Annotated in this window: 25 protein-coding genes and 1 pseudogene; 18 read left to right on the top strand and 8 right to left on the bottom strand. The window is 63.8% G+C overall.

The features are described from left to right. The coding region (locus ACFP9U_RS02745) for an FAD-dependent monooxygenase (protein ID WP_378618848.1) at nucleotides 1-208 on the bottom strand (208 nt) is incomplete at its 3' end. A gap of 284 nt (nucleotides 209-492) precedes the next feature. Here ACFP9U_RS02745 and pcsA point away from each other — a divergent pair. From pcsA to ACFP9U_RS02710, 7 genes are all read left to right on the top strand, one after another. Beyond that, on the top strand, nucleotides 493-1,215 hold the full coding sequence (gene pcsA, locus ACFP9U_RS02740; RefSeq protein WP_322451526.1) for a phosphatidylcholine synthase: 723 nt from the start codon (nucleotides 493-495) through the stop codon (nucleotides 1,213-1,215). A 1-nt stretch (nucleotide 1,216) separates the two neighbouring features. Continuing rightward, nucleotides 1,217-2,188: a quinone oxidoreductase family protein gene (locus ACFP9U_RS02735; protein WP_378618846.1), complete on the top strand. Its 972-nt coding sequence runs from the start codon at nucleotides 1,217-1,219 to the stop codon at nucleotides 2,186-2,188. A gap of 104 nt (nucleotides 2,189-2,292) precedes the next feature. Then, nucleotides 2,293-3,873 (top strand): ABC transporter ATP-binding protein, encoded by a 1,581-nt coding sequence (locus ACFP9U_RS02730; RefSeq protein WP_378618844.1) that lies wholly within the window; start codon nucleotides 2,293-2,295, stop codon nucleotides 3,871-3,873. Then, nucleotides 3,873-4,991 (top strand): ABC transporter permease, encoded by a 1,119-nt coding sequence (locus ACFP9U_RS02725; protein ID WP_378618843.1) that lies wholly within the window; start codon nucleotides 3,873-3,875, stop codon nucleotides 4,989-4,991. The genes ACFP9U_RS02730 and ACFP9U_RS02725 overlap by 1 nt, the downstream gene beginning before the upstream one ends. Further along, nucleotides 4,984-5,898 (top strand): ABC transporter permease, encoded by a 915-nt coding sequence (locus ACFP9U_RS02720; protein WP_378618841.1) that lies wholly within the window; start codon nucleotides 4,984-4,986, stop codon nucleotides 5,896-5,898. The genes ACFP9U_RS02725 and ACFP9U_RS02720 overlap by 8 nt, the downstream gene beginning before the upstream one ends. A 43-nt stretch (nucleotides 5,899-5,941) precedes the next feature. Further along, entirely contained in the window at nucleotides 5,942-7,018 is a 1,077-nt protein-coding gene (locus tag ACFP9U_RS02715) for a BMP family ABC transporter substrate-binding protein (RefSeq protein WP_378618840.1), read from the top strand. A 135-nt stretch (nucleotides 7,019-7,153) separates the two neighbouring features. Beyond that, nucleotides 7,154-7,804, top strand: coding sequence for a glutathione S-transferase family protein (locus ACFP9U_RS02710; protein ID WP_378618838.1), 651 nt, complete (start codon nucleotides 7,154-7,156; stop codon nucleotides 7,802-7,804). Between the two features lie 18 nt (nucleotides 7,805-7,822). Here ACFP9U_RS02710 and ACFP9U_RS02705 read toward each other — a convergent pair whose 3' ends face one another. The 3 genes from ACFP9U_RS02705 to ACFP9U_RS02695 all read right to left on the bottom strand — a co-directional run bounded on the left by ACFP9U_RS02705 (nucleotide 7,823) and on the right by ACFP9U_RS02695 (nucleotide 8,888). After that, nucleotides 7,823-8,086, bottom strand: coding sequence for a hypothetical protein (locus ACFP9U_RS02705; RefSeq protein WP_378618837.1), 264 nt, complete (start codon nucleotides 8,084-8,086; stop codon nucleotides 7,823-7,825). A 128-nt stretch (nucleotides 8,087-8,214) separates the two neighbouring features. Continuing rightward, complete coding sequence (locus ACFP9U_RS02700) at nucleotides 8,215-8,547, bottom strand: hypothetical protein (RefSeq protein WP_378618835.1); 333 nt, start codon at nucleotides 8,545-8,547, stop codon at nucleotides 8,215-8,217. A gap of 92 nt (nucleotides 8,548-8,639) precedes the next feature. Further along, entirely contained in the window at nucleotides 8,640-8,888 is a 249-nt protein-coding gene (locus ACFP9U_RS02695) for a hypothetical protein (RefSeq protein WP_378618833.1), read from the bottom strand. A 152-nt stretch (nucleotides 8,889-9,040) separates the two neighbouring features. Between ACFP9U_RS02695 and ACFP9U_RS02690 the strand changes: the two genes are divergently transcribed. Next, entirely contained in the window at nucleotides 9,041-9,211 is a 171-nt protein-coding gene (locus ACFP9U_RS02690) for a hypothetical protein (protein WP_378618853.1), read from the top strand. 39 nt (nucleotides 9,212-9,250) lie between these two features. On the opposite strand, the gene ACFP9U_RS02685 is transcribed toward ACFP9U_RS02690, so the two are convergent. Both ACFP9U_RS02685 and ACFP9U_RS02680 read right to left on the bottom strand, forming a co-directional pair. Continuing rightward, a complete protein-coding gene (locus tag ACFP9U_RS02685) occupies nucleotides 9,251-9,541 on the bottom strand; it encodes a hypothetical protein (RefSeq protein ID WP_378618832.1) in 291 nt (96 codons plus the stop codon). Between the two features lie 88 nt (nucleotides 9,542-9,629). After that, nucleotides 9,630-10,844 (bottom strand): MFS transporter, encoded by a 1,215-nt coding sequence (locus ACFP9U_RS02680; RefSeq protein WP_378618830.1) that lies wholly within the window; start codon nucleotides 10,842-10,844, stop codon nucleotides 9,630-9,632. Between the two features lie 102 nt (nucleotides 10,845-10,946). Between ACFP9U_RS02680 and ACFP9U_RS02675 the strand changes: the two genes are divergently transcribed. Both ACFP9U_RS02675 and ACFP9U_RS02670 read left to right on the top strand, forming a co-directional pair. Continuing rightward, nucleotides 10,947-11,846 (top strand): AraC family transcriptional regulator, encoded by a 900-nt coding sequence (locus tag ACFP9U_RS02675; protein ID WP_378618829.1) that lies wholly within the window; start codon nucleotides 10,947-10,949, stop codon nucleotides 11,844-11,846. Continuing rightward, a complete protein-coding gene (locus tag ACFP9U_RS02670) occupies nucleotides 11,846-12,571 on the top strand; it encodes a Crp/Fnr family transcriptional regulator (RefSeq protein WP_378618827.1) in 726 nt (241 codons plus the stop codon). Before ACFP9U_RS02675 ends, ACFP9U_RS02670 begins: the two co-directional genes overlap by 1 nt. 51 nt (nucleotides 12,572-12,622) lie before the next feature. Here the strand turns inward: ACFP9U_RS02670 and ACFP9U_RS02665 are convergent, their stop codons facing one another. Both ACFP9U_RS02665 and ACFP9U_RS02660 read right to left on the bottom strand, forming a co-directional pair. After that, nucleotides 12,623-13,825, bottom strand: coding sequence for an alginate O-acetyltransferase AlgX-related protein (locus ACFP9U_RS02665; RefSeq protein WP_378618825.1), 1,203 nt, complete (start codon nucleotides 13,823-13,825; stop codon nucleotides 12,623-12,625). Between the two features lie 621 nt (nucleotides 13,826-14,446). After that, nucleotides 14,447-15,427 (bottom strand): LysR family transcriptional regulator, encoded by a 981-nt coding sequence (locus ACFP9U_RS02660; protein ID WP_378618824.1) that lies wholly within the window; start codon nucleotides 15,425-15,427, stop codon nucleotides 14,447-14,449. Nucleotides 15,428-15,565: 138 nt separating this feature from the next. Here ACFP9U_RS02660 and ACFP9U_RS02655 point away from each other — a divergent pair, with 138 nt between their 5' ends. The 8 genes and pseudogenes from ACFP9U_RS02655 to ACFP9U_RS02620 all read left to right on the top strand — a co-directional run. Then, nucleotides 15,566-16,432 carry an ABC transporter permease gene (locus ACFP9U_RS02655; protein WP_378618822.1) on the top strand — a complete coding sequence of 289 codons (867 nt, stop codon included), beginning with the start codon at nucleotides 15,566-15,568 and terminating at the stop codon, nucleotides 16,430-16,432. A 10-nt stretch (nucleotides 16,433-16,442) separates the two neighbouring features. Next, complete coding sequence (locus ACFP9U_RS02650; RefSeq protein ID WP_378618820.1) at nucleotides 16,443-17,228, top strand: ABC transporter permease; 786 nt, start codon at nucleotides 16,443-16,445, stop codon at nucleotides 17,226-17,228. A gap of 68 nt (nucleotides 17,229-17,296) precedes the next feature. Further along, on the top strand, nucleotides 17,297-18,442 hold the full coding sequence (locus tag ACFP9U_RS02645) for an ABC transporter substrate-binding protein (RefSeq protein WP_378618819.1): 1,146 nt from the start codon (nucleotides 17,297-17,299) through the stop codon (nucleotides 18,440-18,442). Nucleotides 18,443-18,507: 65 nt separating this feature from the next. Next, nucleotides 18,508-19,608, top strand: a complete 1,101-nt coding sequence (locus tag ACFP9U_RS02640; RefSeq protein ID WP_378618817.1) for an ABC transporter ATP-binding protein — start codon at nucleotides 18,508-18,510, stop codon at nucleotides 19,606-19,608. After that, on the top strand, nucleotides 19,605-20,963 hold the full coding sequence (locus ACFP9U_RS02635; protein ID WP_378618815.1) for an aspartate aminotransferase family protein: 1,359 nt from the start codon (nucleotides 19,605-19,607) through the stop codon (nucleotides 20,961-20,963). Before ACFP9U_RS02640 ends, ACFP9U_RS02635 begins: the two co-directional genes overlap by 4 nt. An 8-nt stretch (nucleotides 20,964-20,971) precedes the next feature. Beyond that, a complete protein-coding gene (locus tag ACFP9U_RS02630; RefSeq protein WP_378618814.1) occupies nucleotides 20,972-21,904 on the top strand; it encodes a 3-keto-5-aminohexanoate cleavage protein in 933 nt (310 codons plus the stop codon). A 73-nt stretch (nucleotides 21,905-21,977) separates the two neighbouring features. Then, complete coding sequence (locus tag ACFP9U_RS02625; protein ID WP_378618812.1) at nucleotides 21,978-23,006, top strand: histone deacetylase family protein; 1,029 nt, start codon at nucleotides 21,978-21,980, stop codon at nucleotides 23,004-23,006. An 8-nt stretch (nucleotides 23,007-23,014) separates the two neighbouring features. Next, nucleotides 23,015-24,040 (top strand): annotated as a pseudogene (locus tag ACFP9U_RS02620) (NAD(P)/FAD-dependent oxidoreductase); the annotation flags it as partial. Nucleotides 24,041-24,100: the final 60 nt, after the last annotated feature.

Raw genomic sequence — 24,100 nt, 5'->3', positions numbered from 1 at the left:
CATGCGCGCGCAACGCTTCGGCGAGCCCGAGCTCTTCCAGAAAACGCACGGATGGGTGCATCAGCGCCGTCGTGCGCCGGTCTTCGAGGGCGGGCGATGGGCCGGCCAGAACCACCTCGCGCCCTGCGGCGGCAAGGGCAAGGGCCGCGGCCAGGCCCGCCGGTCCCGTGCCCGCCACCAGGATTGTTCTTTCCGACCGCTCGCTCACACCGATCTGCCTGTTGAATGAATCTTTGGCGGAGATATAGGGCAGTTCGGGAAACGCCTGCAATCGCGCCGATGCGCGCAGGCCTCGACCAGGGCTCGCGGCGGGACCGCGGACGCGTATTTTTCCACACGCATGATGCCTGCCGGACTGCGCGGCGCGGAAAGGCGTGCTAATGACACCTCAGGGCGAGTGGCGCCGCGGGAGAACATCCGGCCGGGCAAGGCTATAGGAGCGCATGCCGACGGTACCGCACGGAAGCCATTCGCCGTAAGGTGGGAACGTCCATGGCACGCAAAAAAGTGAGTGCACCACAGGCAAAGGCCTTTTCCGTCCATCTGCTCACCGCATCGGGCTCCCTGCTGGCTTTCCTCTCGCTCGTCGCGGCCAGCGAGGCGCGCTGGTCGGCGATGTTCTGGTGGCTCGGCCTGGCGCTGCTCGTCGACGGCATCGACGGCCCGATCGCCCGGAAACTGCAGGTCAAGGATGTCCTGCCCACCTGGTCCGGCGACATGCTGGACAACATCATCGATTATGTCACCTATGTCCTGATCCCCGCTTTCGCACTCTATCGAAGCGGCTTCATGGGGGAGGGGCTGTCTTTCCTTTCGGCGGCCATCATCGTGGTCTCCAGCGCCATCTACTACGCCGACACCGGCATCAAGACGACGGAGAACTTCTTCAAGGGCTTCCCGGTGGTCTGGAACATGGTGGTGTTCACGCTGTTCGCCATAGAACCGGGCGAGTATTTCTCATTTGGTGTCGTGCTGGTCTCGGCGGTGTTGACGTTCCTTCCGATCCATTTCCTGCACCCGGTGCGGGTCAAAAGGTTGAGACCGCTCAATCTGAGCGTCTTCTTCGCCTGGTGTGCCTTCGCCGCCATCGTGCTTCTCAACGACATGCAGGCTGGCCCGGTCGTGAAGGCGGGGATCGGATTGACGGGACTTTATCTCTATGTGATCGGCGGCGTCATGCAGGCATTGCCGCAACTCGGCAGAAAGGGGGTGTGAGGTGACGAAAGCGATACGCGTGCACGAGACCGGCGGACCCGAGGTCCTGCGGCTGGAGGACTATGATCCCGGCCGGCCCGGCCCCGGCGAGGTGCTGATCGAGCACAAAGCCATCGGCCTCAATTTCATTGACGTCTATTACAGGACCGGTCTCTACAAGGCCGAGACGCCGTTCGTTCCCGGCGGGGAGGGGGCCGGCGTCGTTATCGAGACGGGCGAGGGCGTCACCGGCTTCAGTCCGGGAGATCGCGTTGCCTATTGCGTGACCGGTGGCGCTTATGCGGAGCGGCGGACGATTGCGGCCGACCGGCTGGTGCGCCTGCCCGAAACGGTTTCCGACGAACAGGCTGCGGCCATCATGCTGAAAGGCATGACGGCATGGTATCTCCTGCGGCGCACCTATCAGGTGAAGGCGGGCGAGACGATCCTCTATCACGCCGCCGCCGGTGGCGTCGGCCTGCTCCTCGGCCAGTGGGCGAAGCATCTGGGCGCCACCGTGATCGGCACCGCCGGGTCGAAGGAAAAGGTGGAGCTCGCACGCGCCCACGGCTTCGATCACGTCATCGACTACACGAAAGACGATTTCGCAGCGGCGGTGAAGGAACTTACCGGCGGGCGCAAATGCGACGTCGTCTATGACTCGGTCGGCAACGACACCTTTCCCGCCTCGCTCGACTGCCTGAGGCCGCTCGGCATGTTCGTCAGCTTCGGCCAGTCTTCCGGTCCCATCCCGCCCTTCAGCATCAACCTGCTGGCACAAAAGGGCTCGTTGTTTGCCACGCGGCCGAGCCTCTTCACCTATATCGCGGCAAGGAAGGAACTGGAAACGGCGGCCAGGGACCTGTTTGACGTCGTCGGCTCCGGCGCGGTCAAGGTCGCGATCAACCAGCGATACCCGCTCGCCGACGTCGGTCGGGCCCAGGCCGACCTCGAGGGGAGGCGCACGACCGGCACCACCGTGCTCATTCCCTAAACGCGCGAATTGATTGAAGCAGTTTCAAGCGGACCACACCTATTGCAACACGGTCGGGCGCGCCTACGATGACTGTGGGAACACATAAAACAAAAACAGGACGAATGGGAGCTGTTGTGGAAGCAACACGCGGCAAGCCGTCTGAGGCACTGCTCGACGTCCGGGGCCTCACGAAGACGTTCGGGACGTTGACGGCGTGCGATGCCGTGGACCTGAAGATCGGCCGCGGCGAGATCCACGCGCTCCTGGGCGAGAACGGGGCCGGAAAGTCCACCCTGGTCAAGATGCTCTTCGGGGCGCTCGAGCCGGATGCGGGCACGATCCTGTGGAAAGGTGAGGCGGTGACGATTGCCAGCCCCGGCGAGGCGCGCCGGCTGGGCATCGGCATGGTCTTCCAGCACTTCTCGCTCTTCGATGCGCTGACGGCCGCCGAAAACATCATGCTGTCGCTGAATGATCCCGAGCCGGTCTCCAAGGTTTCGGCGCGGGCGCGCGAGCTCTCCCGCGCCTACGGGCTGCCGCTCGATCCCGATGCCCATGTGGGCGACATGTCGGTCGGCGAGCGGCAGCGCATCGAGATCATTCGCTGCCTGCTTCAGAACCCCGAACTCGTCATCCTCGACGAGCCGACATCCGTGCTCACGCCGCAGGAGGCCGACAAACTTTTCGAGACGCTCGAGACGCTGCGCGCCGAGGGCCGCTCGATCCTCTACATCTCGCACCGGCTGGAAGAGGTGAAACTTATCTGCGACCGGGCGACGGTGCTGCGTCAGGGCAAGGTGATCGCCCAGTGCGACCCGCGCCGCGAGACGGCCGCATCGCTGGCGCGCATGATGGTGGGCGACGAGGTACAGGCGGTCGTGCGCGAAAAGACAGCCGCTGCGCGCGAGGCGCTGCTCGAGGTCCGCTCGCTGGACCGGCCGGCCGGCCACCCCTTTGCGATTTCCCTTTCCGACATCGATCTGACGGTGCATGCGGGCGAGATTCTCGGCATCGCCGGGGTTGCCGGCAACGGCCAGGGCGAACTGTTCGAGGCGATCTCCGGCGAAGTGCTGCAGGACAGAGCGGACGCGGTGCGCATCGGTGGCAAGGACGCCGGCCGGCGCGACATCTCGCAACGCCGGCTGATGGGTGGGGCCTTCGTGCCCGAAGAGCGCCTGGGCCATGCCGCCGCACCGATGATGACACTGTCGCAGAACCTCCTTTTGTCGCGCTACCGCACCGACGCCCGCGCCCTGCTTTCCGCCTTCGGCATTATCCGCAGCGGTGCGGTCGCGGAGGCGGCGAAGCGCATCGTCGCAGCGATGGACGTTCGCAAGTCCGGCGAGGACCCGGAGGCGACGGCCCTTTCCGGCGGCAACCTGCAGAAGTTCGTCATCGGGCGCGAGCTTGATCGCGCGCCGCGCGTGATGGTCGTCAATCAGCCCACCTGGGGGGTCGACGCCGGCGCGGCCGCCCGAATCCGGCAGGCCTTGATCGATCTGGCCAAGGACGGCTCCGCCGTACTCGTCATCAGCCAGGATCTCGACGAGCTTTTCGAGATCTGCGACACCATCGCCGTCATGCACGGCGGCCGCCTGTCGGAGGCGATGCCGATCTCCGAAGCGAGCTACGAGACGATCGGTCTTCTCATGGGCGGCGCGAGAGCCGGCGACCCGGACCACCGGCCGCTGGAGGTCGTGTAATGCGCCTTGAACTCGTCAAGCGACCACAGCAGTCGGCGCTGTTCAGTGCCGTTTCACCCCTGATCGCGCTCGGGCTTACTCTTGTCGCCGGCGCGATCATGTTCCTTTTCCTGGGCAAGAATCCGCTCGATGCGCTCTACTATTTCTTCATCGATCCGCTTCTGGAGACGTGGTCGCTGCATGAACTGGCGGTAAAGGCGGCGCCGCTCATCCTCATCGCCGTCGGCTTATCAGTCTGCTACCTCTCCAACAACTGGAACATCGGCGCCGAAGGCCAGTTCATCGTCGGCGCCATTGTCGGCTCGATGTTGCCGGTGCTGTTTCCAGCCTTCCAATCCTGGATCGTGCTGCCGCTCATGCTTCTCATGGGCATTGCCGGCGGCGCTGCCTATGCGGCGATCCCCGCCTGGCTGAAAGCACGCTTCAACACCAACGAGATTCTCACCAGCCTGATGCTGGTCTATGTGGCTCAGCTCTTTCTCGACTGGCTGGTGCGGGGGCCGTGGCGCAACCCGGAAGGGTTCAACTTTCCCGAGACCCGCAACTTCCACGCCTATGCGATCCTGCCGGAGATCTGGCCGGCCTCGGGCCGCGCCCACTGGGGTTCCGTGTTCGCGGTCGTGGCCGCGGTGGCGCTTTGGTTCATCCTCTCGCGCACACTGAAGGGATTCGAGGTGAAGGTGATCGGGCAGAGCCCGCGGGCCGGGCGCTTCGCCGGCTTCTCGCGGGCACGGATGATCATCTTCGCCTTCCTTGTTTCCGGCGGGCTGGCCGGCCTGGCGGGGATCAGCGAGGTGTCCGGCGCGATCGGCCAGCTCAGGCCGACGATTTCTCCGGGCTACGGCTTTACCGCCATCATCGTCGCCTTTCTCGGACGGCTGAACCCGCTCGGCATCATCGCCGCCGGGCTGGTGCTCGCCTTGTCCTATCTCGGCGGGGAAGCGGCGGCGATCTCCATCGGGGTTACCGACAAGGTGGCTCGGGCGTTCCAGGGGATGCTGCTTTTCTTCGTGCTCGCCTGCGATACGCTGATCCATTACCGCATCCGCCTGGTGCGGCCGCTCGTCGTCAGGGCAGGAGAGGCCAAGGCGGAAGAGGTCGAGGCCGGTCATGCTTGAATCCATCCTCATCACCGTCGCCACGGCGGCCACCCCGCTTTTGATCGCGGCCCTCGGCGAACTGGTGGCGGAACGCTCCGGCGTGCTCAACCTCGGCGTCGAGGGCATGATGATCATGGGCGCCATCACCGGCTTCGCTGCCGCTCTGTTGAGCGGTTCGGTCTGGCTGGGCGTGGGGGCGGCCATACTGGTGGGGGCCGCCTTCGCGCTGCTGTTCGCCTTTCTCACGCTTTCGCTGGTCACGAACCAGGTGGCGACCGGCCTGGCACTCACCCTTTTCGGGCTCGGTCTTTCGGGCATGCTGGGCGAAAGCTTCGTGGGGCGCCCGGGGCTGAAGCTTGACGTGATCGACATTCCGGTGCTGTCTGACCTTCCCATCGTCGGCCGGCTTCTGTTCGGTCAGGATCCGCTGTTCTACATCTCGCTCCTGCTGACGCTGGCGGTGGCCTATTTCCTTTTCGCCACGCGCGCCGGGCTCATGCTGCGCGCCGTCGGCGACAATCCCGTTTCCGCGCATGCCCAGGGGATCAACGTCGTTGCCATCCGTTATCTCGCAGTGATGTTCGGCGGTGCCTGCGCCGGGCTGGCCGGCGCCTATCTGTCGCTGGTCTACACGCCGCAATGGGTGGAGAACATGACGGCCGGGCGCGGGTGGATCGCACTAGCGCTCGTCGTTTTCGCCTCCTGGCGCCCGTGGCGTGTGGTGGCCGGCGCCTATCTCTTCGGCGGGGTCACCATCGGGCAGCTTCATGCGCAAGCCCAGGGAGTCGACATTCCCTCCCAGCTACTATCTTCGCTGCCCTATCTGGCGACAATAGCCGTTCTTGTCATAATCTCCCGCAACAGGAGACTGACGATGATGAACACGCCGGCATCGCTGGGGCGCCCATTCGTGCCGGAACGATAAGAGACGGGAAGGCGCCGCAGGCAACAACAAAGGAAAAGAGGCAATGAAAAGAACACTTCAACTTTTCGCCGCAACCGCGGTGGCTCTGGCCACCACCGGCGGTGTGCAGGCGCAGGAAGAGCCGACCAAGGCCTGTTTCATCTATGTGGGGCCGATCGGCGATTTCGGATGGACCTATCAGCATCACCAGGGACTTCTTCAGGTGGAGGAAGAGCTCGGCGATGCGGTCGAGACCGCCTATCTGGAAAGCGTGCCGGAGGGGGCCGACGCCGAGCGCGCGATCGAGCGTTTCGCACGGTCGGGCTGCGACATCATCTTCACCACATCCTTCGGCTACATGGATGCCACCAACCGCGTGGCGGGCCGTTTTCCTGATGTGAAGTTCGAACACGCCACGGGCTACAAGCGCGAGCACCCCAACGTCGCCACCTATAATTCGCGCTTTTACGAGGGGCGCTATATCCAGGGCGTGATCGCCGCCAAGGTATCCGAGGCGGGCGTTGCCGGCTACATCGCCTCCTTCCCGATTCCGGAAGTCGTCATGGGCATCAACGCCTTCATCCTGGGCGCCCAGTCCATCGATCCCGATTTCCAGGTCAAGGTGGTGTGGGCGAACACCTGGTTCGACCCGGGCAAGGAAGCCGACGCGGCCAAGGCGCTGGTCGACCAGGGCGTGGACATCATCACCCAGCACACCGATTCCACCGCTCCCATGCAGGTGGCGGCCGAGCGCGGCATCAAGGCGTTTGGCCAGGCTTCCGACATGATCGAGTTCGGTCCGGAGACGCAGCTCACCGCGATCGTCGACGATTGGGGCCCCTACTATGTCGAGCGTGTGAAGGCCGTACGCGAGGGCACCTGGGAACAGGTCGACATCTGGGCGGGCCTCAAAGAGGGGCACGTCGTAATGGCGCCCTACACCAACATGCCGGACGACGTGAAGGCGCTCGCCGAGGAGACGGAAGAGAAGATCCGTTCGGGTGAATTCCATCCCTTCACCGGCCCCATCAACAGGCAGGACGGTACGCAGTGGCTGGCCGAAGGCGAGGTGACGGACGATGCCACGCTGCTCGGCATGAACTTCTATGTCGAGGGCGTCGACGACCAGTTGCCGAACTGACGGTAGTCGGAAGGGATTGCAGGGAAGGGCGGCCGTCGGCCGCCCTTTCCTTGTGGCCGGGTGGCGGTATCCTGACAAGGTGCTGTCAGGACGACCCTGCTATAGGGAAAACACCGCAGATCGAGGAGTTTGGCGATGCTCACATTCTACCATGCCCCGTGGTCCCGCTCTTCCGCCGTTTTCTGGCTGCTCGAGGAACTGGGCGTCGACTACCGGATGGAACTGATCGACATCCGCGCCCAAGGCGGCGTGCCGGAGACGTACCGGGCCATCCAGCCGAACAAGAAGGTGCCGGCCATCGACCATGACGGGACGGTGGTTACAGAGCGGGCGGCCATCGCCATCTACCTGGGTGATGCCTTCCCCGAGGCGGGCCTTGCGCCGCCGATCGGCGATCCTGCGCGCGCGGCCTATCTTACGACGCTTGTCCATCATGACGCCGTGTTCGATCCGGCGATTTGCGCGAAGGCGAATGGGCTCTCCTATACCAGCAACGATTATCCGTTCGGGCTCTTCGACGATCTGGTGGCGTATCTGGAGCGCCGGCTTTCGGCCCAGCCCTTCGCGGCCGGCGAACGCTTTACCCTTGCCGACGTCATCCTGGGTACGGGCATCAGCTACACCATGGACATGCTGAAAGCCTTGCCCGAAAAGCCGGTATTCCGCGACTATGTCGCACGCGTCACTGACCGCCCGGCTTACCGGCGCTCGACCGAAAAAGATGCCGAACTTGCGGCGCAGATTCCATTCTTCCAGAAAATGATGGAGGGCGGGGGCAAGCCCTGAGCTTCGAACCCGAACGGGTTAGTCCGTGTCGTGCACGATCACCGGCTGGTAGACGACGCGGGGCTCGTGCCAGTGGTCCAGCTCGATCCTGCGCGCCCGCCACTCGGCCCGGCGGTCGAGGTCGATCCTCTGGAGGCACTCGGCGAAGGCGTCCGTCCCGGGCGTGAAGCCGTAGTCGCGGCATTGCGCCTCGTCCAGGGCGCGGCGTTCCTCCGGGGTCATGGTCGCGCATCCGGCCAGAAGAGCCAGACCGGCGAAAAGCAATACTGGGCGAATCTCCATCCGGCCCTCCAATCGTTGCAGCTATCAACCCGCGTGCGGGTGGTTCCGCAAGGGCGAAAACCGACCGTTCGACGAAAATATGGCACCGCGCCTGAACCGCCAAGCCGTTGTACCGAGGGCGGTCGGTATCAGCCGCCAGCCAGCGGCGTTGTCACCTTGCCCGATCCGCCGCACTCGGGACAGGTCTCGCCGCCGATCCTGCCGTTTCCGCGGCAGCGGCGGCAGATGTCTTCGCCGGCCCCATGCGTTCCTTCCGGCACGGCATCGGGATTGGCGTCACCGCTGGGGGTCGCTGGTTTGCGGCCTGTGTCCAGGCTCTCGCGCAACCGTGCCTTTTGCTTCTCGCCGTCCCCGGGAGGGGCGCGACTCGTGTCGTCGGGCAGGCCGCCGCCGCTCTGGGCGATGGTTTCGTCCACGGGCCGGTCATTCGTTCCGGTCGTGATCTTGCGTTTGCGCGCCATCAGCATTTCCTCCTCCGAGGCAAACGCACGAGCGCGCTTTTTGTGCTGTTTCTAGTGGAGAAAATCCGGTTTACCGGGAAGGGGAGAAATCATCAAAAGGCCAGGACGATCGTCGCCCCGATCGCCATCGCGATCGAAACGGCGATGCAGATCATGAAGGTGCGTGGGCGGTCGAAGAAAACCGCATAGCCGGACAGCCATGCCGCCGTGGCCGCCCCGAGGGCGAAAAAGAAAGCGTCGCGTGCGCCGAACGCAACGGCGCCGGCCATCAGCCCGCCGATGATCATCGCACCGAAAACGATGATGATGGCGACGGCGTATGTATCGTAATGCTCGTTCATTCTCTGTCACCTCGCGGAAAGCGCCTTGTGTGCCATGCGGCGATGCGCGACCGGAATCCCCACCCTCGTCCCATCTACCTTCTTCCCGCCGCCTTGGGAACTGTGAAGCACGGACAGCGTTCTCCTAACCGCTGTATGGGAGATGGCTCGTGTTGGAGCAAAAGGTCAAGCAAGCGATCGCCGAGGAGTTGAAGCGGCAGGCGGAAAACCGTCCGGAAACCCTGAACGTGGTCGAAAAAGGAAACCGGATCGCCGTACATGGCGAGGTGGATCTCGATGACCTTGTGATGGTTGTTGTCGGATCCGTTGCCGGCGGCCCCTGAAAAGAGTGCGGGTAGCGCAAAGCGGAAAGGCCCCCGTCTTCATGCGGCCTGATGACGACGTTTGTCCGGCGCCAGCTGTCCGCCTGTCGATTTTCGGCCACGCGGACGGGAATGTGGAAATCGTGGTGAATGATAGATCGTTGCAATGACCTGCCCTTCGAGCGTTCCTCCCTGAAATTCGATTCGTACATTGGTGATTCGATCGCTCGGAAACGCTTCCACCACGATCTCGATTGCACGCGCCAGGGTGAGGCCCTCCTGCCGAACGGGCTCTTCGGCCTCATCCGGGAGGATGATGCGCGCGGGTGCCTCCCACGGAAGATTGGTCATATAAACTCGTCCCTTCAGGAAGAACCAGAATGCACGCCGGCACCGCCGCGTCAATCGCAGTCGCCGAAGACAGGAGCTTCCGCCCCGGTTAGCTGGCGGCCGCTTGAGCGGGGCGCATGTCCGGCAGCAACGCGGTGAGGAGCCCGAGCATCGGAAGGAAGGAGCAGGCCACGTAGACGAACTCGATGCCTTTCACATCCGCGATCACGCCCAGAACCGCCGCCGCGATTCCCGCCATGCCGAAGGCCAGCCCAAAGAACACGCCGGCAATCAGGCCGACCCTGCCGGGGACGAGTTCCTGGGCGAAGACGACGATCGCCGGAAAGGCGGACGCCATGACGACACCGATCACGCCGGTGAGCACGACCGTCCAGAAAAGATCGGCGTAGGGCAGGGCGAGCGTGAACGGCAGAACACCCAGGATCGAGAACCAGATCACGGTCTTGGCGCCCACCCGGTCTCCCACCGGTCCGCCGAGGACGGTCCCCACGGCAGCGCCGCCCAGGAAAACGAACAACAGCACCTGCGAGGTCTGGACCGACACGCCGAACTTCTGGATGACATAGAAGGTGTGGTAGCTCGTCAGGCTGGCGATATAGATGTGCTTGGAGAAGGTGAGCACGGTCAGCACGATCAGCGCCACGACGACTGTGCGGCGGGGCAGGCGGATTGCCGTGCCGGCGCCGCTGCGCGAGCCGTTGGCAGCGCGGTAGCCGGCATACCAGCGCCCGACCCGCCACAGGACCAGCATACCCGCCAGGGCGGCGAGCGAGAACCACGCGACGCTGTCCTGCCCGCGCGGCACGACGATGAAGGCGGCCAGCAGCGGCCCCAGCGCGGACCCGAAATTGCCGCCCACCTGAAAGAGCGACTGGGCCAGGCCGTAGCGACCGCCAGAGGCGAGGCGCGCTACCCGCGAGGACTCGGGGTGGAAGATGGCCGATCCGAAGCCGATCAGCCCCGCGCCGAGAAGTAGCAGTGAATAGCGTGTGGCGAAGGCGAGAAAAAGGAGGCCGACGAGGGTCGAGCCCATACCGAAGGCCAGGGAATAGGGCATCGGCCGCCGGTCCGTATACATGCCGATCACGGGCTGCAGCAGGGAGGCGGTGATCTGAAAGGTCATGGTCAACAGCCCGATCTGCCAGAAATCAAGCCCGTAGTCGTCCTTCAGCATCGGATAAAGCGCAGCAAGCAGCGACTGCATGACGTCGTTCAGCAGATGGCAGAAGCTGACGGCCAGGATAACCGCATAGGCCGTGGTCTCGCCGGATATCCTTCCGTTGATCGTTGTCGTCCCGGTCAAGATCACGCTCCATCCAAAAATCGGAAACAGGCGTTGTTCTACGCGTCTTGCCGGCGATCTACTTTCGTGGTTTGGTCGAAAACTTTCGAGAGTGGGCCAATCATGCGGCATTTGAAGGACAATATCGCACCCCCGGGCGCACATGCGGAGGACCTCCACGAGCGCGTCGTTCGGCAACTGGAGGCGCGTGAAGGCACCGTGCTGGCGGTGTCCGGCGACTACCCGGACGGTCATCACGTGCCGACCCACAGGCATAGCCGCTCCCAGCTTCTTTACGCGCTGTCCGGCGTAGCGATGGTGAGCACGCCCAAGGGGCGGTGGATCGTGCCGCCGGAACACGCGCTCTGGCTGCCGGCGAACGTCGATCATGCCGTCGATATGCTCGGCGATGTTGGAATGCGCTCGGTTTACATGTGGCCGGACGCCATGGAAGGCCTGCCGGGAGACATTCGCGTCGTTGCCATAAGCGAACTGGCGCGCAGCCTGATCGTGGAAGCGGTGGCGCTTCCCCCGCCCGCCGAGCGTGACAGGAGAGCCATGCTCGTTTTCGATCTGCTGCTGCATGAAATCCCGAAACTGCCCGAGCGGCCTCTGGCACTTCCCTTTCCCGCCGATCGAAAGCTGGCGGAGCTGTGCCGGCAGTTCGTCCGGAAACCCACGGCGCGCACGACGATAGATGACTGGGCGCTCGCTGCCGGCATGAGCCGACGCAGCTTCACGCGCGCGTTCCAGCGCGAAACGGGGTTGAGCCTCTCCACCTGGCGTCAGCAGGCCTGCCTTTTCGCCGCGCTGCCGCGCCTGGCCGACGGGGAAGCGGTGACGAGGGTGGCGCTGGAACTGGGCTACCAGAGCGTCGCGGCCTTCACGACCATGTTCAAGCGCATGTTGGGCAAACCGCCCCGCGTCTGGCTGGCCCGCCCGTCCGCGAAAGACATTCAGTTCGTTGAGGCGAGCCATCGATTGTCGTTGAATGCCAAGGGGGAGCATGCTCTTTTAGACTGATGTCGCAACTCAGTCCCTACATTTTGAAATACGCCGCCCGGGACCGCATTTCGCCCGAAGAACAGGCGATTTTGGAAGAGGCCGTCTCAGAGGTGAGAGAGGTCGGGCCGGACCAGGATCTCGTGCGCGAAGGCTCACGCCCGACCGCAAGCACTCTCCTGCTCGAGGGTTTTACCGCCCGCTACCGCGATCTGGCCAATGGCAAGCGGCAGATCACGTCAATTCATGTGACGGGAGACTTCGTCGATCTGCACAGTTTCCTGATCCGCACGATGGACCACAGCGTGGCCACCCTTTCGCACTGCACGGTGGCGATGGTGCCGCACGCGAACCTGCGTAGGATTACCGAGCGCAATCCGCACCTAACCCGAATACTCTGGCTGAGCACGCTGATCGACGCCGCCATCCATCGCGAATGGCTGGTCTCCATGGGGCGGCGGTCGACGGTGTCGCATATCGCTCACCTCGTCTGTGAGCTCTACCAGCGCCTGAAAGTGGTCGAGAAGGTAGAGCAACAGGGGTTCCGCTTTCCGATTACCCAGGCCGAACTCAGTGACGTGCTCGGGCTTTCCGTCGTGCACGTGAACCGCTCCTTGCAAGAACTGCGCGCGACCGGCGCAATCTCCTGGCGCAACGAACTCATCATCATCGAAGACTGGGATCGGCTGCAGGCGATCGCCGAATTCGACGACACCTATCTGCATCTCAAGCATCATTCCCGTTAGGCCGCAGGCGATGCCTACCTGTCACAGGGCGATGGGCGGCAGGGTCGTCCTTTACGGATGGTGCGCCGCCTCGTGCACCGACAGCCAATCGCTTACGGCATTGGCCAGGGTAGCACCCACCACCGCGTTCCCTGCGGGGTTGAGATGCCCGTCATAGCGGAAATAAAGGTCCTGTCCGTGCACGCGATAGGCTTCGGCGAGGATCGGCAAGAGGGCGATCCACTGAATGCCACGTTCCTCCGCCATCTGGGCAAAGGTCCGGTCGATATATGCGGGATCGATACCGTCGATCCCATCGGCGAAGAGCTGAAACTGCTGGGGCAGTGACAGCACCATGAGTTCGCAACCCTCGCTGCGGCATAGATCCTGCGCCCGCAAGAAGAGGTCCTTGGTGAGGTCGATCTGTCTGGTCAGCGTATCGGTCGGCGGGAAGGCGAATATCTCGCGGCGCTGGGTCATGAGATAGAGGCTGGCATAGAGCCGGTCGCTCATCATCAGCAGCCTCTTGACCAACGTCAGGCTGTGGAGGTCGGATTTCTTGTCGCCAGTGGTCACGACGCCGGTTTTGCGCAGATCTTCCTCACCGGTACTTGGCGTTGCATCTTTGGAGGTTGCGATCGGTCGGTTGGTGAACAGGTCGTTGGGCAGGAAGGTCAGGATCGTGATATCGGGGCTGTAGCGCTCCATCAGCTGCTCAAGAAAAAGAACTTCCGAGCGCGTGTCGAATGCAGGAACACCTGCCTTGATAACCTCAACCTGATGACCCTGGGCCCGAAGATTTCGTTCCAGAACGACCGGCCAGATACCCTCGTAATCGGTCCCCGTGCCGAAGGCGAAGGAGTCGCCAAGAAGCAGTACCCGTGTCACGCCTGGGGCCGCAACGGGCGAATATGTTGCCTCATCGCGGAAGCCTTGCGCGCTGACCTTGTATTCGACTTCGTATTCCGGTGCTCGGACGACCGTGTGCGAATTCGGGCGATTCAAATGCCCGAGCAGATCATCGCGCAGCCCGAGCGAGTTCCCACTTATAAAGGTCGTATCCACATCCTGCGGTGCGATCAGCCGGATGCCGAACTCGAAGAGCCCGAAAAGAAGCGCAGTGACAGCCAAGACGATGGCGCCGTCGCGCAACACCGACTTGGCCGTGGCGCCGCCGCCTGACTTTTTGCGGAGATTGGCGGAAACTTCATCTGTTTGGGACGACATAAGACGGCGCTCCCCTGACATCAGCAATGCGGACGCGGTGTGTCCCACACAAAGTTAGCCAATGACCGGTGGAACTGATATACGCAAAAAGATAGAGGAGGGCTCGCCCGTTCGATGCAGAACTCCCGCCAAGGCCCCCGCTTTGCCTCGTGATTCTTTGCTGGTACTTTTGACGGAGGCATGTTCTGCCCCACTACACGGACGTTCGATGCAGGAAAGGTCTGCAACCGGGATGAAGTCTCCCCACGTTTCGTGGGCGGGTCGGCTTGCCGGAGATAACACGCACAGCCGGATCACCTGGTTCAATACTTTTCGTGCCCGCTCCGACCGGGTCATCGGCCGGATCATTCTCGTTCTGGGCGGCCTCTACATCGTTTGGCTGGACTCGGCCAGTCCGCCGCGTTCTTCCTGGGTGATCTCGACGCTACTCGTCGCGTATCTCGGTTATGCAATTCTCGTTGCTGTTCTCGTCTGGCGGACGGAGGTCTCGCGGGTCCGTGGAACACTTCTGTGCCATGCCGGTCGACCTTTGCGCCTTCGCCGTCATTATGTTCTCCAGCGACGGCACTTCGAGCCCGTTCTTCATGTTCCTGCCTTTGCCCTTCTTGCGGGAACGTTGCACTGGGGTTGGCGCGGACCTCGGTCCGTCTGCTTTTGTGGCACGACTGGCTATCGATAATCGCGCTCGGCGAAGGGGACCTCGGCGATGCGGTTCTTCAGCATTGAAAGCAGGCTCTGTTCGGCCCGGTTGAAGCGCGTGTGGGGGTTGCTCACCACATAGATGTCGATCGCCGGCGGCGTCTCGTAGGGCGGCAGCCGCCATAGGAGCCCGGCCTCCACGTCGCGCGCGGCCACATGGATCGGCAATGGCCCGATGCCGAGGCCGGCGACGATCATGCGGCGCACCTCTTCGAGATTTGACGAGACGCCGACGACCCGGTCGTCGAGCTGAGCTTCGGCGCGGATGAGCGCGACCGGGCGAAGCGCATCCGTCAGCCGGTCCGTCTTGAAGGAGACGGAAGTTTCGCCGCGCAGGTCTGTCAGATTCAGGCCGCGCTTGCCGAAAAGGCGGTGGTGCGGCCCGCAGAAGAAGCCGAAATATTCCCTGAAGAGGCGCAGATAATCGAGTTGCGCGCGCTTCTCGTGCACGAGGCAGATGCCGATGCTCGCCTGCCTCTGCCGGACCGCCTGGATAACGTCGCGACTCGTCAGAACCTCGATGCCGAGCGTCGCTTTTGGATGCCGCTGATGAAAGGTGGAAAGCACCTCGTCGAGCACCGGGGAGACGACATGGCTTGCCAGCGCCAGCGTGACGTGGCCCGAGACCTCCTCGTCCATATCGCGGATGAGGATGCCGAGCCGCGAAATGCTGCCGAAGATCTCCACCGCCTCGTCATAGAGCAGCATGCCGGCCGGCGTGACCTCGAACTTGCCCGGCCCGCGCACGACCAGGCGTTTGCCGAGACGGTCCTCGAGACGGCGCAGCGCGTTCGAGACGGTGGGCTGCTTCAGGCCGAGCCGGTTGGCAGCGGCGGTGATGCCGGCCTCCTCCACGATCACCAGGAAGGTGCGGATCAGGTTCCAGTCGAGGTTCCAGACCATACGGCCGGTGGGTGTCGGTGCTTGGCTCAGCGTGCTGGTCTTCGGCACATCCATTTCAAAAATCTATGTTCATGATTGTTACTATCTATTTGTAGAATGCCCTCAGGTTGAGTCAAACTCAAATCAGATAAGCCGGAAGCTGCACCAGCGGCAGAAAACCGGCGGGCAAGAGGCGGAAAGGATCAAATGGGAGAGACGTCAGGCGCAGCACGTCCCTGGATCTTGCTCTCGCCGGCGCTTGCGACCGTCGCCTTCCTGCTGGTCGTGCCGGTTCTCTTCATCGTCGTCTATTCGTTCTGGCTGCGCACCTCGGCCGGCGGTGAAATTCCCGGCTTTCACCTGAACAACTGGCAGCTTGTCTTCAGCGACCCCTTCTATCGCGACATCCTCCTCAGCACGCTGAAGATCGCCGCGATCACCACCGTCCTGTGCGCCGTGCTTGGCTACATCCCGGCCTATTTCATCGCCATGTCGGAGACGCGGCACAAGACGCTGCTTCTGCTGCTGCTCATCCTGCCCTTCTGGATCAGCTACATCATCCGCACCATGTCCTGGATCAACATTCTGGGAAGCAGCGGCGCGTTGAATACGGCGCTGATGGGCCTCGGCATCGCCTCGGAGCCGATCCAGATGCTCTATAACGAGACGACGGTCATCCTGGGGCTGGCGCATTTCCTGCTGCCCTTCATGGTGCTCAACGTTTATGTCAGCCTCGACGCGATCGACCGCAATCTGCTCGACGCCTCACGCTCGCTTGGCGCGTCGAACCTGCAAACCTTCCGTGAGGTGACGCTGCAGCTCTCCCTGCCGGGGCTCGCCGCGGGCGGGCTCCTGTGCTTCGTGCTGGCGGCCGGCACCTATATCACGCCGCTGGTGCTCGGCGGGCCGCGCGACGCGATGTTCGCCAATCTCGTCTTCGAGGCCGTCATCACGCAGCTCAACTGGCCGCTCGGCTCCGCGCTCTCGATCGTGCTTCTCGTGGTGCTCGGCAGCGTGGTGATGGTCTACAACCGTCTGGCCGGGCTCGGCCAGATCGCCAAGTCGTTTGGATGAGGGGTTGGCGATGACCGGGTGGAACTTCATCAGGCTCTATACCATCGCCGTCTATCTCTTCATGTTCCTGCCCGTCGCGGTGGTGGTGCTCCTGTCCTTCAATTCCAGCCAGTTCGGCTCCTTCCCGATGGAGGGGCTGAGCTTCCGCTGGTTCGTTGAACTGTGGAACAACGACGCGATCGTGCGCGCCTTCCGCATCTCGCTGATGCTGGCCACATTGACGGCGATCATCTCGACCGTGCTCGGCATTCTCGCCGCCCTTGCGCTGGTGCGCTACCGCTTCCCCGGCAAGAACACAATCACCACGCTTCTGATTGCGCCGATCCTGATCCCGGAAGTCGTTCTCGCCGTGGCGCTGCTTTTGTTCCTGCGCTGGCTCAGCCTGCCGCGCAGCTTTCTGGTGCTGCTTCTCGGCCACGTCATCTTCACCTTGCCCTTCGTGCTTCTGGTGGTGCAGGCGCGGCTCGTGGCCATCAAGCCGGAATATGAGGAGGCCGCGCGCTCGCTCGGCGCGAACCCGGTGCAGACGTTCTTCGCGGTCACGCTGCCGCTGCTCCTGCCGGCGGTCTTTGCCGGCATGCTCTTTGCCTTCACCATCTCCTTCGACGACATCACCGGCACGATGTTCTGGAAGCCGGGCGGCGTGGAGACCGTGCCCACCCAGATCTTCGCAATGCTGCGTCATTCGATTTCGCCGGAGATCAACGCGCTCGGCACGGTGATGATCGTCGTCACCGTGCTGTTGCCGCTTATCGGCATGGCCGTGGCACGAAAACTGGCGGCTTCACGACGTTGACAACAAGAGCCCGTCCCGCGGCTCAAGGGGAAACAGCGGGTTGAAAATTCAGCAATGGGAGCCTGAAAATGGACAATACCAGACGTTACGAAAGACTGCTCGACCGCTACCGGCACGGTGATGTCAGCCGGCGCACATTTCTCGGCCTGATCGGCGCATCGGCCGCGGCGTACGGGGTGGTCGGCGGGCCGTTCGCGAAGCTCGCCCGTGCCGCGACACCCGATGAGGTGCGCTTCGACGGCTGGGGCGGCGTGGTCTCGGAGGCTTTCCGCGAATACGCGTTCGATCCCTATACGGAAAAGACGGGCATTGCCGTGGTCGACGGCACCTTCGGCGGTGCCGACGAATATCTGGCGCGGGTGCGGGCGAGCCAGCCCGGGGAGTTCAACCTTGCCCATCTTTCCGGCGTGTTCGATTATTCCCGCTATCACGGGCTGGACCTGACCTCGGAGCTCAACGAGGACAATATCCCCAACCTCGCCAACGTGATCCCCGCCCTTCAGGACGTCTTCCGCAAGATTACCGATGGCAAGCTCTCTGCCGTTCCTTATGACTACGGCACGACCGGCCTTGCCTATAACCGCAAGCACATCTCCGACGATGAGATGAAGGAGAAGGGCGCCAAGATCCTCCTCGACGAGGCATACAAGGGCAAGATCGGCGGCTGGAGCGACTGGAAGACGCGCGTCTGGTACGGCGCGCTGCAGACCGGCCAGGACCCCAACAATATCGAGGACATCGAAGCGGTATGGGACGCCATCCGCACCAACCGCGATCTGGTGCTGAAATATTGGGGTTCGGGAGCCGAGTTGATGAGCCTGCTGGCGGAAGAAGAGATCTACGTCACTGAAGGCTGGTCGGGCCGCATCAAGGCGCTGCAGGACCAGGGCCACGACATTGGCTACATGGATCCGCCCGGCGGCCTCGGCTGGCAGGAATGCATCTTCGTCATCAAGGGCAGCCCGATGGAGGCCTGCGAAGAGCTCCTGAACTTCATGCTCGAGACGGAAGTGGCGATCGCCGTCGCCGAGGGCCAGAACTATCCGCCCGCGCTCGATCCGTCCAAGGTGGAGCTCTCCGACAAGGTGAAGGCGCTGCCGGCCTTCGACCCGACAGGCACGCTCGAAGGGCTCAACTTCTTCAACGCCGACTACTGGAACGGCAACGAAGAGGAATGGTCGCGCGTCTATAGCCGGGTCGAACGCGGCTATTAGGCGAGCCGGCGGGGCGCCCCACGTCCCGCCGTCCCCTGTCTCATTGGGAAGCGTGGATGATCGCCATGAGCCAATCCAAGGCCGTCGAACTCAACGGCATCGTCAAACGGTTCGGTAGCCTGACGGCTGTCCACCGGATGGATCTCGACATCGAAGAGGGCAGTTTCGTCACCCTGCTTGGCCCGTCGGGCTGCGGCAAGACGACGACGCTCAGGATGATCGCCGGTCTGCTCGATCCCAGCGAGGGCGAGATCGTCATCAAGGGGCGCAGCGTCACGCGCACGCCCATCCACAAGCGTAATCTGGGCATCGTCTTCCAGAACTATGCGCTGTTTCCGCACAAGACGATTTTCGACAATGTGGCTTTCGGCCTGAAATATCGTGACGTTCCGCGCGGCGAGGCCGAGGAGAAAGTCAACCGCGCGCTGGAACTCGTCCAGCTTCCCGATGTCGGCGATCGCTTCCCGCGCCAGCTCTCTGGCGGCCAGCAGCAGCGCATCGCGCTCGCCCGCGCCATCGTGATCGAGCCCGACGTCCTGCTCCTCGACGAGCCGCTCTCGGCGCTCGATGCCAACCTGCGCGAGGATATGCGCGTGGAACTCAAGCGCATCCAGGCACAGCTCGGCATCACCACCATCTTCGTCACGCACGACCAGTCGGAGGCGCTTGCCATGTCCGATCGCATCGTCGTCATGAGCAAGGGCCATGTCGAGCAGGTGGGCGCGCCCGAGGAGGTCTATGGCAGCCCGTCCTCGGCCTTCGTGGCGCGCTTCCTCGGAAACGCCAACCTCGTCGAGGGTAGGGTCGCAGAATGCGCAAACGGTGCGGTCACCGTAGCCGTCGACGGGTTTGGCGAACTGCATGTGCCGGCGGCGCGCTGCCGGGGTATCGGCGAAGGTGAAGCCGCCAATATCGTGGTGCGGGCGGAGAAGCTCTTCCTGAGCAACGGGAACGCCAGCCCGCCCGAAGACGCGCTTTCGCTGCCGGGGGAGGTGACGGCCGTCGATTATCAGGGCCAGGCGGCACGCTATTTCGTGAATATCGAGGGCCGCTCTTTGCAGGCGCTCAATGCGATCGAGGAGCGCCCCTACAGGCGCGGCGACAAGGTCAATGCCGTCATCCGCGGGCGCGATTGCGCGCTCGTGCCGGTCGAGGAGCGCACATGAACCTGCTCCAGCATCCCGCTTCGAACCTATTCTATCAGGGCCGGACGCGGCGCCCGCTCGTGGCGGAAGCGCGCGGCGTCTACATCTGGGATGTCGATGGCCGGCGCTATCTCGACGGCTCCAGCGGCGCCATGGTCGCCAATATCGGCCATTCAAACGAGCGCGTGCTAGCGGCAATGCGGGCGCAGATGGAGAAGGCCACCTTCGCCTACCGCCTGCATTTCGAGAACGAGCCGGCCGAGCGTCTGGCAAGGGCGACGGCGGCCAGGATGCCGGCGGGGCTCAACCGCGTCTTCTTCGTCTCCGGCGGCTCGGAGGCGGTCGAGAGCGCCATCAAGCTTGCGCGCCAGTATGCGCTGGCGACGGGCCAGGAACGCCGCTGGAAGGTGATTTCGCGCTTTCCCTCCTATCACGGCGCCACGCTCGGTGCGCTGGCGCTCACCGGCATGACCAACATGACCGAGCCCTTCGCGCCGATGATGCGCGAGATGCCGAAGGTTCCCGCGCCCACCTGCTACCTCGACCGCGACGACCTGACCGATGAGGAGCGCGGGCTGCGCTATGCGGAGATGTTGCGCGAGAAGATCCTCGCGGAGGGGCCGGAAACCGTGCTCGCCTTCATCATGGAGCCGGTGGGCGGGGCGGCGACTGGCGCGCTCGTCGCGCCCGACAGCTACTATGCGCGCATTGCCGAAATCTGCCGCGAGTTCGGCATTCTGCTCATTTTCGACGAGGTGATGACCGGGGCCGGCCGCACGGGCCGCTTCCTGGCGGGCGAGCATTGGGGGCTTCAGCCGGACATCGTCGCGCTCTCCAAGGGCTTTGCCGCCGGCTACGCGCCGCTCGGCGCCATGGTGGCGCATGAGAAGATCGTCGAGCCGGTGCTTGCCTCCGGCGGCTTCGTGCACGGCTTCACCTATGCCGGTAATCCGCTCGCTTGCGCTGCGGGACTGGCGGTGCTCGAGGAGATCGAGCGCGAGGGCCTGTGCGCCAATGCCGAGGCGATGGGCGGCCGCCTGAAGGCGGAGCTCGAAGGCCTGAAGGCGCGCTATCCCTTTATCGGAGATGTGCGCGGCAAGGGCCTGCTTCTCGCCTTCGAGCTCGTCGCCGACACCGGGACGATGGAACCGCTTCCGAAGGAGATGGACGCGCATATCCACCTTGTCGAGGAAGCCTATCGCCGCGGCCTGATCATCTATTCGCGGCGTACGTGCGGGGGGACGGCGGGCGACCATTTCATGGTCTGCCCGCCGCTTATCGTCAACGAGGATCATATCGGCGAGATCATGGAAAAGCTCACCGCCGCACTCGATGCTTTCGCCGGCCGTTTCGGCCTGCCGGTCGGCAATCACTGAGCGCGCCGATGGCCGACAAGATCATTCTCACCTGCGCGCTGACCGGCTCGATCCACACGCCGACCATGAGCCCGCACCTGCCCGTGACGGCCGACGAAATGGTCGAGCAGGCGCTCGGGGCTGCCGAGGCCGGGGCCGCCGTGCTCCACGTCCATGCGCGCGATCCGCAGACGGGCAGGCCGAGCGCCAAGGTCGACGACTTCATGGGCTTCCTGCCGCGCATCAAGCAGAGTTCGGATGCCGTCATCAACATTTCGACCGGCGGGTCGTCGCAGATGTCGCTGGACGAGCGCCTGGCGCCGTCGCTCGCTGCCAAGCCGGAAATGTGCTCGCTCAATATGGGCTCGATGAATTTCGGCATTTTCCCGCTTGCCGATCGTTATGAGACATGGAAGTACGAGTGGGAGAAAGGGTTTCTTGAGGCGACGAAGGACGTCGTCTTCAAGAACACCTTTGCCGACATCAAAAGCATCCTTTCCGATCTCGGCGAGGGCTGCGGCGCGCGCTTCGAGTTCGAGTGCTACGATGCCGGGCACATCCAGACGGTGGCCTATTTCCTGAAGAAGGGCCTTATCAGGCCGCCCATCTTCATCCAGTTCGTGCTCGGCATCCTTGGCGGCATCGATGCCAGCCCTGAAAGCCTCCTCTTCATGAAATCGACCGCCGACCGACTGCTCGGCGATGCCTACCGCTTCTCGGTGCTGGCGGCCGGGCGCCACCAGATGCGGCTCGGCACGATGGGGGCCGTGCTCGGTGGCAATGCGCGGGTGGGGCTGGAGGACAGCCTGACCAACGGCGCCGGCCGCGACCTTGCGCCCGACAACGCACACCAGGTGGCGCGCATCCGCCGCATCCTCGAGGAGATGGGTTTTGCCATCGCCACGCCCGAGGAGGCACGCGCCATGCTCGATCTCAAGGGAGCCGATCGTGTTGCTTTCTAGGTTGGATGACGCGGTGGAGGCAGTCGCAGTTAAGCTGGTCAAGCGCCAGTCACTCAATTCACACGGATAACAGATGAAATTCGTATTCTCCGAAGCCCAGCGCCGGCACGACCCACGCCATTTCCTTTCCTCCGGCGCGCCGCAGCCCAATCCGGAGGTGCCCGAGCGGGTCAATCGCCTTCTGGCGGGCGCTCGCGCGGCGGGTCTTGGTGAGGTGGCGCCCGACGACTACGGCGCGGGGCCCATCGCCGCTATCCATACGCCGGAATATCTGCAGTTCCTGGACACGATCTTCGCGCGCTGGCAGCGCATTCCCAAAGCTTCGGCGGAAGTCGTGCCCAATATCCACCCCGACCGCCGGGACTTCTCCTATCCGGCTTCCGCCGTCGGTCAGGCGGGCTACCACATGGCCGATACGGCCTGCCCGATCTCGGCCGAAACCTGGCAGTCGGCCTATTGGAGCGCGCAGACGGCGATGCATGCCGCGCGCATGGTCGTGGACGGCGAGCGCACCGTCTACGGGCTCAGTCGCCCACCGGGCCACCACGCCTTTGCCGATCTGGCCGGCGGGTTCTGCTTCCTGAACAATGCGGCAATCGCCGCACAGGAATTGCGCCGCGCCTATGGCCGCGTGGCGATCCTCGATGTGGACCTCCACCACGGCAACGGCACGCAAGGTATCTTCTACCGCCGATCCGACGTGCTCACCGTGTCGATCCATGCCGATCCCGTCCGTTTCTACCCCTTCTTCTGGGGGCACGCCTCGGAACGGGGCGAGGGGCCGGGGCTGGGTTGTAATCTCAACCTGCCGCTGCCGCGCGGGTCGGGCGACGGCCCCTTCCTCGACGCGCTGGATGCCGCGATCCGGCGCATCCGATCCTATGCGCCTGGCGCGCTCGTTGTGGCGCTTGGTCTCGATGCGTTCGAGGGCGATCCCTTCGGCGGACTGACGGTTTCGACCGATGGTTTCGCCAGGATCGGCGAACACTGCGCAACGCTCGGGCTGCCGACAACCATCATCCAGGAAGGCGGCTATGTTTGTGATGCGCTCGGCGATAATCTGACCGCGTTCCTGACCGGATTCGGTTCGTCAGCCGCATAGGACCATTCATGAGCGAAGCGTTTTCCACCGACATCCTCATCGTCGGCGCCGGCATTGCGGGCGTGGGGCTCGCGGCCGCGCTGGGTCGTGAACGCGACGTAATCCTCCTGGAGCAGGAGGAGCGGCCCGGACATCATGCCTCGGGCCGTTCGGCGGCGATCTTCGTCCAGAACTACGGCAATGCGGTGATCCGGGCACTGAGCCGGGCGAGCTTGCCGCTTTTCGTCGAAGCCGACTCCGCGCTTTTCCCGACGCCGCTCCTTTCGCCGCGCGGCATTCTCTTCGTGACGGACGAGAATGGAGTTGGCACCCATGCAAACCTCCTGGCATCGGCCGAGGGCCTCGATGACATGGAGCCCGACACCGCCGCGGCCATGGTGCCGCTTCTGAGGCGGGAGTGGATCGCCGCCGCGGCTTATGAGCCGGACGCGATGGATATCGACGTTGCCGCACTCCACCAGGGCTGGCTGAAAGGCGCGAAGCGCGCGGGCGCACGGCTACTCACGAATGCCGGGCTCATAAGCGGAACTTTCTCCAAAGGGCGGTGGACCGTGGAGACAGCCGCAGGCCGGATCACGGCGCGCATTCTCGTCAATGCCGCCGGCGCCTGGGCCGATCATGTTGCTCGAGCCTGTGGCGTGGCGCCGGTCGGCCTGCAGCCGCTGCGCCGTTCCATGGCGGTCCTTCCTGCACCCCAAGAATTCGACGTAAGCCGCTGGCCGCTCGTCGACGAGATCGCCGACAACTGGTATTTCAAGCCGGAGGCGGGCCGGCTGCTCGTCTCGCCGGCCGACGAGGACCCGGTGGAGCCGCATGACGCCTTCGCCGACGACATGGTGCTGGCGGAGGGGCTGCATCGCTACGAACAGGCCGTGACGGTACCGGTGACGCGTGTCGAGGGAAGCTGGGCGGGGCTCAGGACCTTCGCGCCTGACCGCACACCGGTCGTCGGCTTCGATCCCCAGGCGGAGAATTTCTTCTGGCTCGCCGGCCAGGGCGGCTACGGCATGCAGACCGCGCCGGCACTCTCGGCCCTTGCCGCGCAGGTCATCGAAGGCGCACCGGTCGGGGAACTGTCGTCAACGGAAGCGGCC

This window comes from Nitratireductor sp. GCM10026969 (assembly GCF_042660605.1).
Classification (GTDB): domain Bacteria; phylum Pseudomonadota; class Alphaproteobacteria; order Rhizobiales; family Rhizobiaceae; genus Chelativorans.
The sequence above is the reverse complement of the archived record's forward strand: the minus strand, read 5'-3'. Positions and strand labels throughout refer to the sequence as shown.

Coding starts and splice junctions, on each gene's coding strand:
- ACFP9U_RS02700 (WP_378618835.1), bottom strand. CDS start 8,547: ATGGCGCGCAAACGCAAGATCACGACCGGAACGAATGACCGGCCCGTG.
- ACFP9U_RS02715 (WP_378618840.1), top strand. CDS start 5,942: ATGAAAAGAACACTTCAACTTTTCGCCGCAACCGCGGTGGCTCTGGCC.
- ACFP9U_RS02705 (WP_378618837.1), bottom strand. CDS start 8,086: ATGGAGATTCGCCCAGTATTGCTTTTCGCCGGTCTGGCTCTTCTGGCC.
- ACFP9U_RS02685 (WP_378618832.1), bottom strand. CDS start 9,541: ATGACCAATCTTCCGTGGGAGGCACCCGCGCGCATCATCCTCCCGGAT.
- ACFP9U_RS02720 (WP_378618841.1), top strand. CDS start 4,984: ATGCTTGAATCCATCCTCATCACCGTCGCCACGGCGGCCACCCCGCTT.
- ACFP9U_RS02650 (WP_378618820.1), top strand. CDS start 16,443: ATGACCGGGTGGAACTTCATCAGGCTCTATACCATCGCCGTCTATCTC.
- ACFP9U_RS02640 (WP_378618817.1), top strand. CDS start 18,508: ATGAGCCAATCCAAGGCCGTCGAACTCAACGGCATCGTCAAACGGTTC.
- ACFP9U_RS02675 (WP_378618829.1), top strand. CDS start 10,947: ATGCGGCATTTGAAGGACAATATCGCACCCCCGGGCGCACATGCGGAG.
- ACFP9U_RS02695 (WP_378618833.1), bottom strand. CDS start 8,888: ATGAACGAGCATTACGATACATACGCCGTCGCCATCATCATCGTTTTC.
- ACFP9U_RS02730 (WP_378618844.1), top strand. CDS start 2,293: ATGGGAGCTGTTGTGGAAGCAACACGCGGCAAGCCGTCTGAGGCACTG.
- pcsA (WP_322451526.1), top strand. CDS start 493: ATGGCACGCAAAAAAGTGAGTGCACCACAGGCAAAGGCCTTTTCCGTC.
- ACFP9U_RS02630 (WP_378618814.1), top strand. CDS start 20,972: ATGGCCGACAAGATCATTCTCACCTGCGCGCTGACCGGCTCGATCCAC.
- ACFP9U_RS02725 (WP_378618843.1), top strand. CDS start 3,873: ATGCGCCTTGAACTCGTCAAGCGACCACAGCAGTCGGCGCTGTTCAGT.
- ACFP9U_RS02710 (WP_378618838.1), top strand. CDS start 7,154: ATGCTCACATTCTACCATGCCCCGTGGTCCCGCTCTTCCGCCGTTTTC.
- ACFP9U_RS02670 (WP_378618827.1), top strand. CDS start 11,846: ATGTCGCAACTCAGTCCCTACATTTTGAAATACGCCGCCCGGGACCGC.
- ACFP9U_RS02655 (WP_378618822.1), top strand. CDS start 15,566: ATGGGAGAGACGTCAGGCGCAGCACGTCCCTGGATCTTGCTCTCGCCG.
- ACFP9U_RS02645 (WP_378618819.1), top strand. CDS start 17,297: ATGGACAATACCAGACGTTACGAAAGACTGCTCGACCGCTACCGGCAC.
- ACFP9U_RS02635 (WP_378618815.1), top strand. CDS start 19,605: ATGAACCTGCTCCAGCATCCCGCTTCGAACCTATTCTATCAGGGCCGG.
- ACFP9U_RS02625 (WP_378618812.1), top strand. CDS start 21,978: ATGAAATTCGTATTCTCCGAAGCCCAGCGCCGGCACGACCCACGCCAT.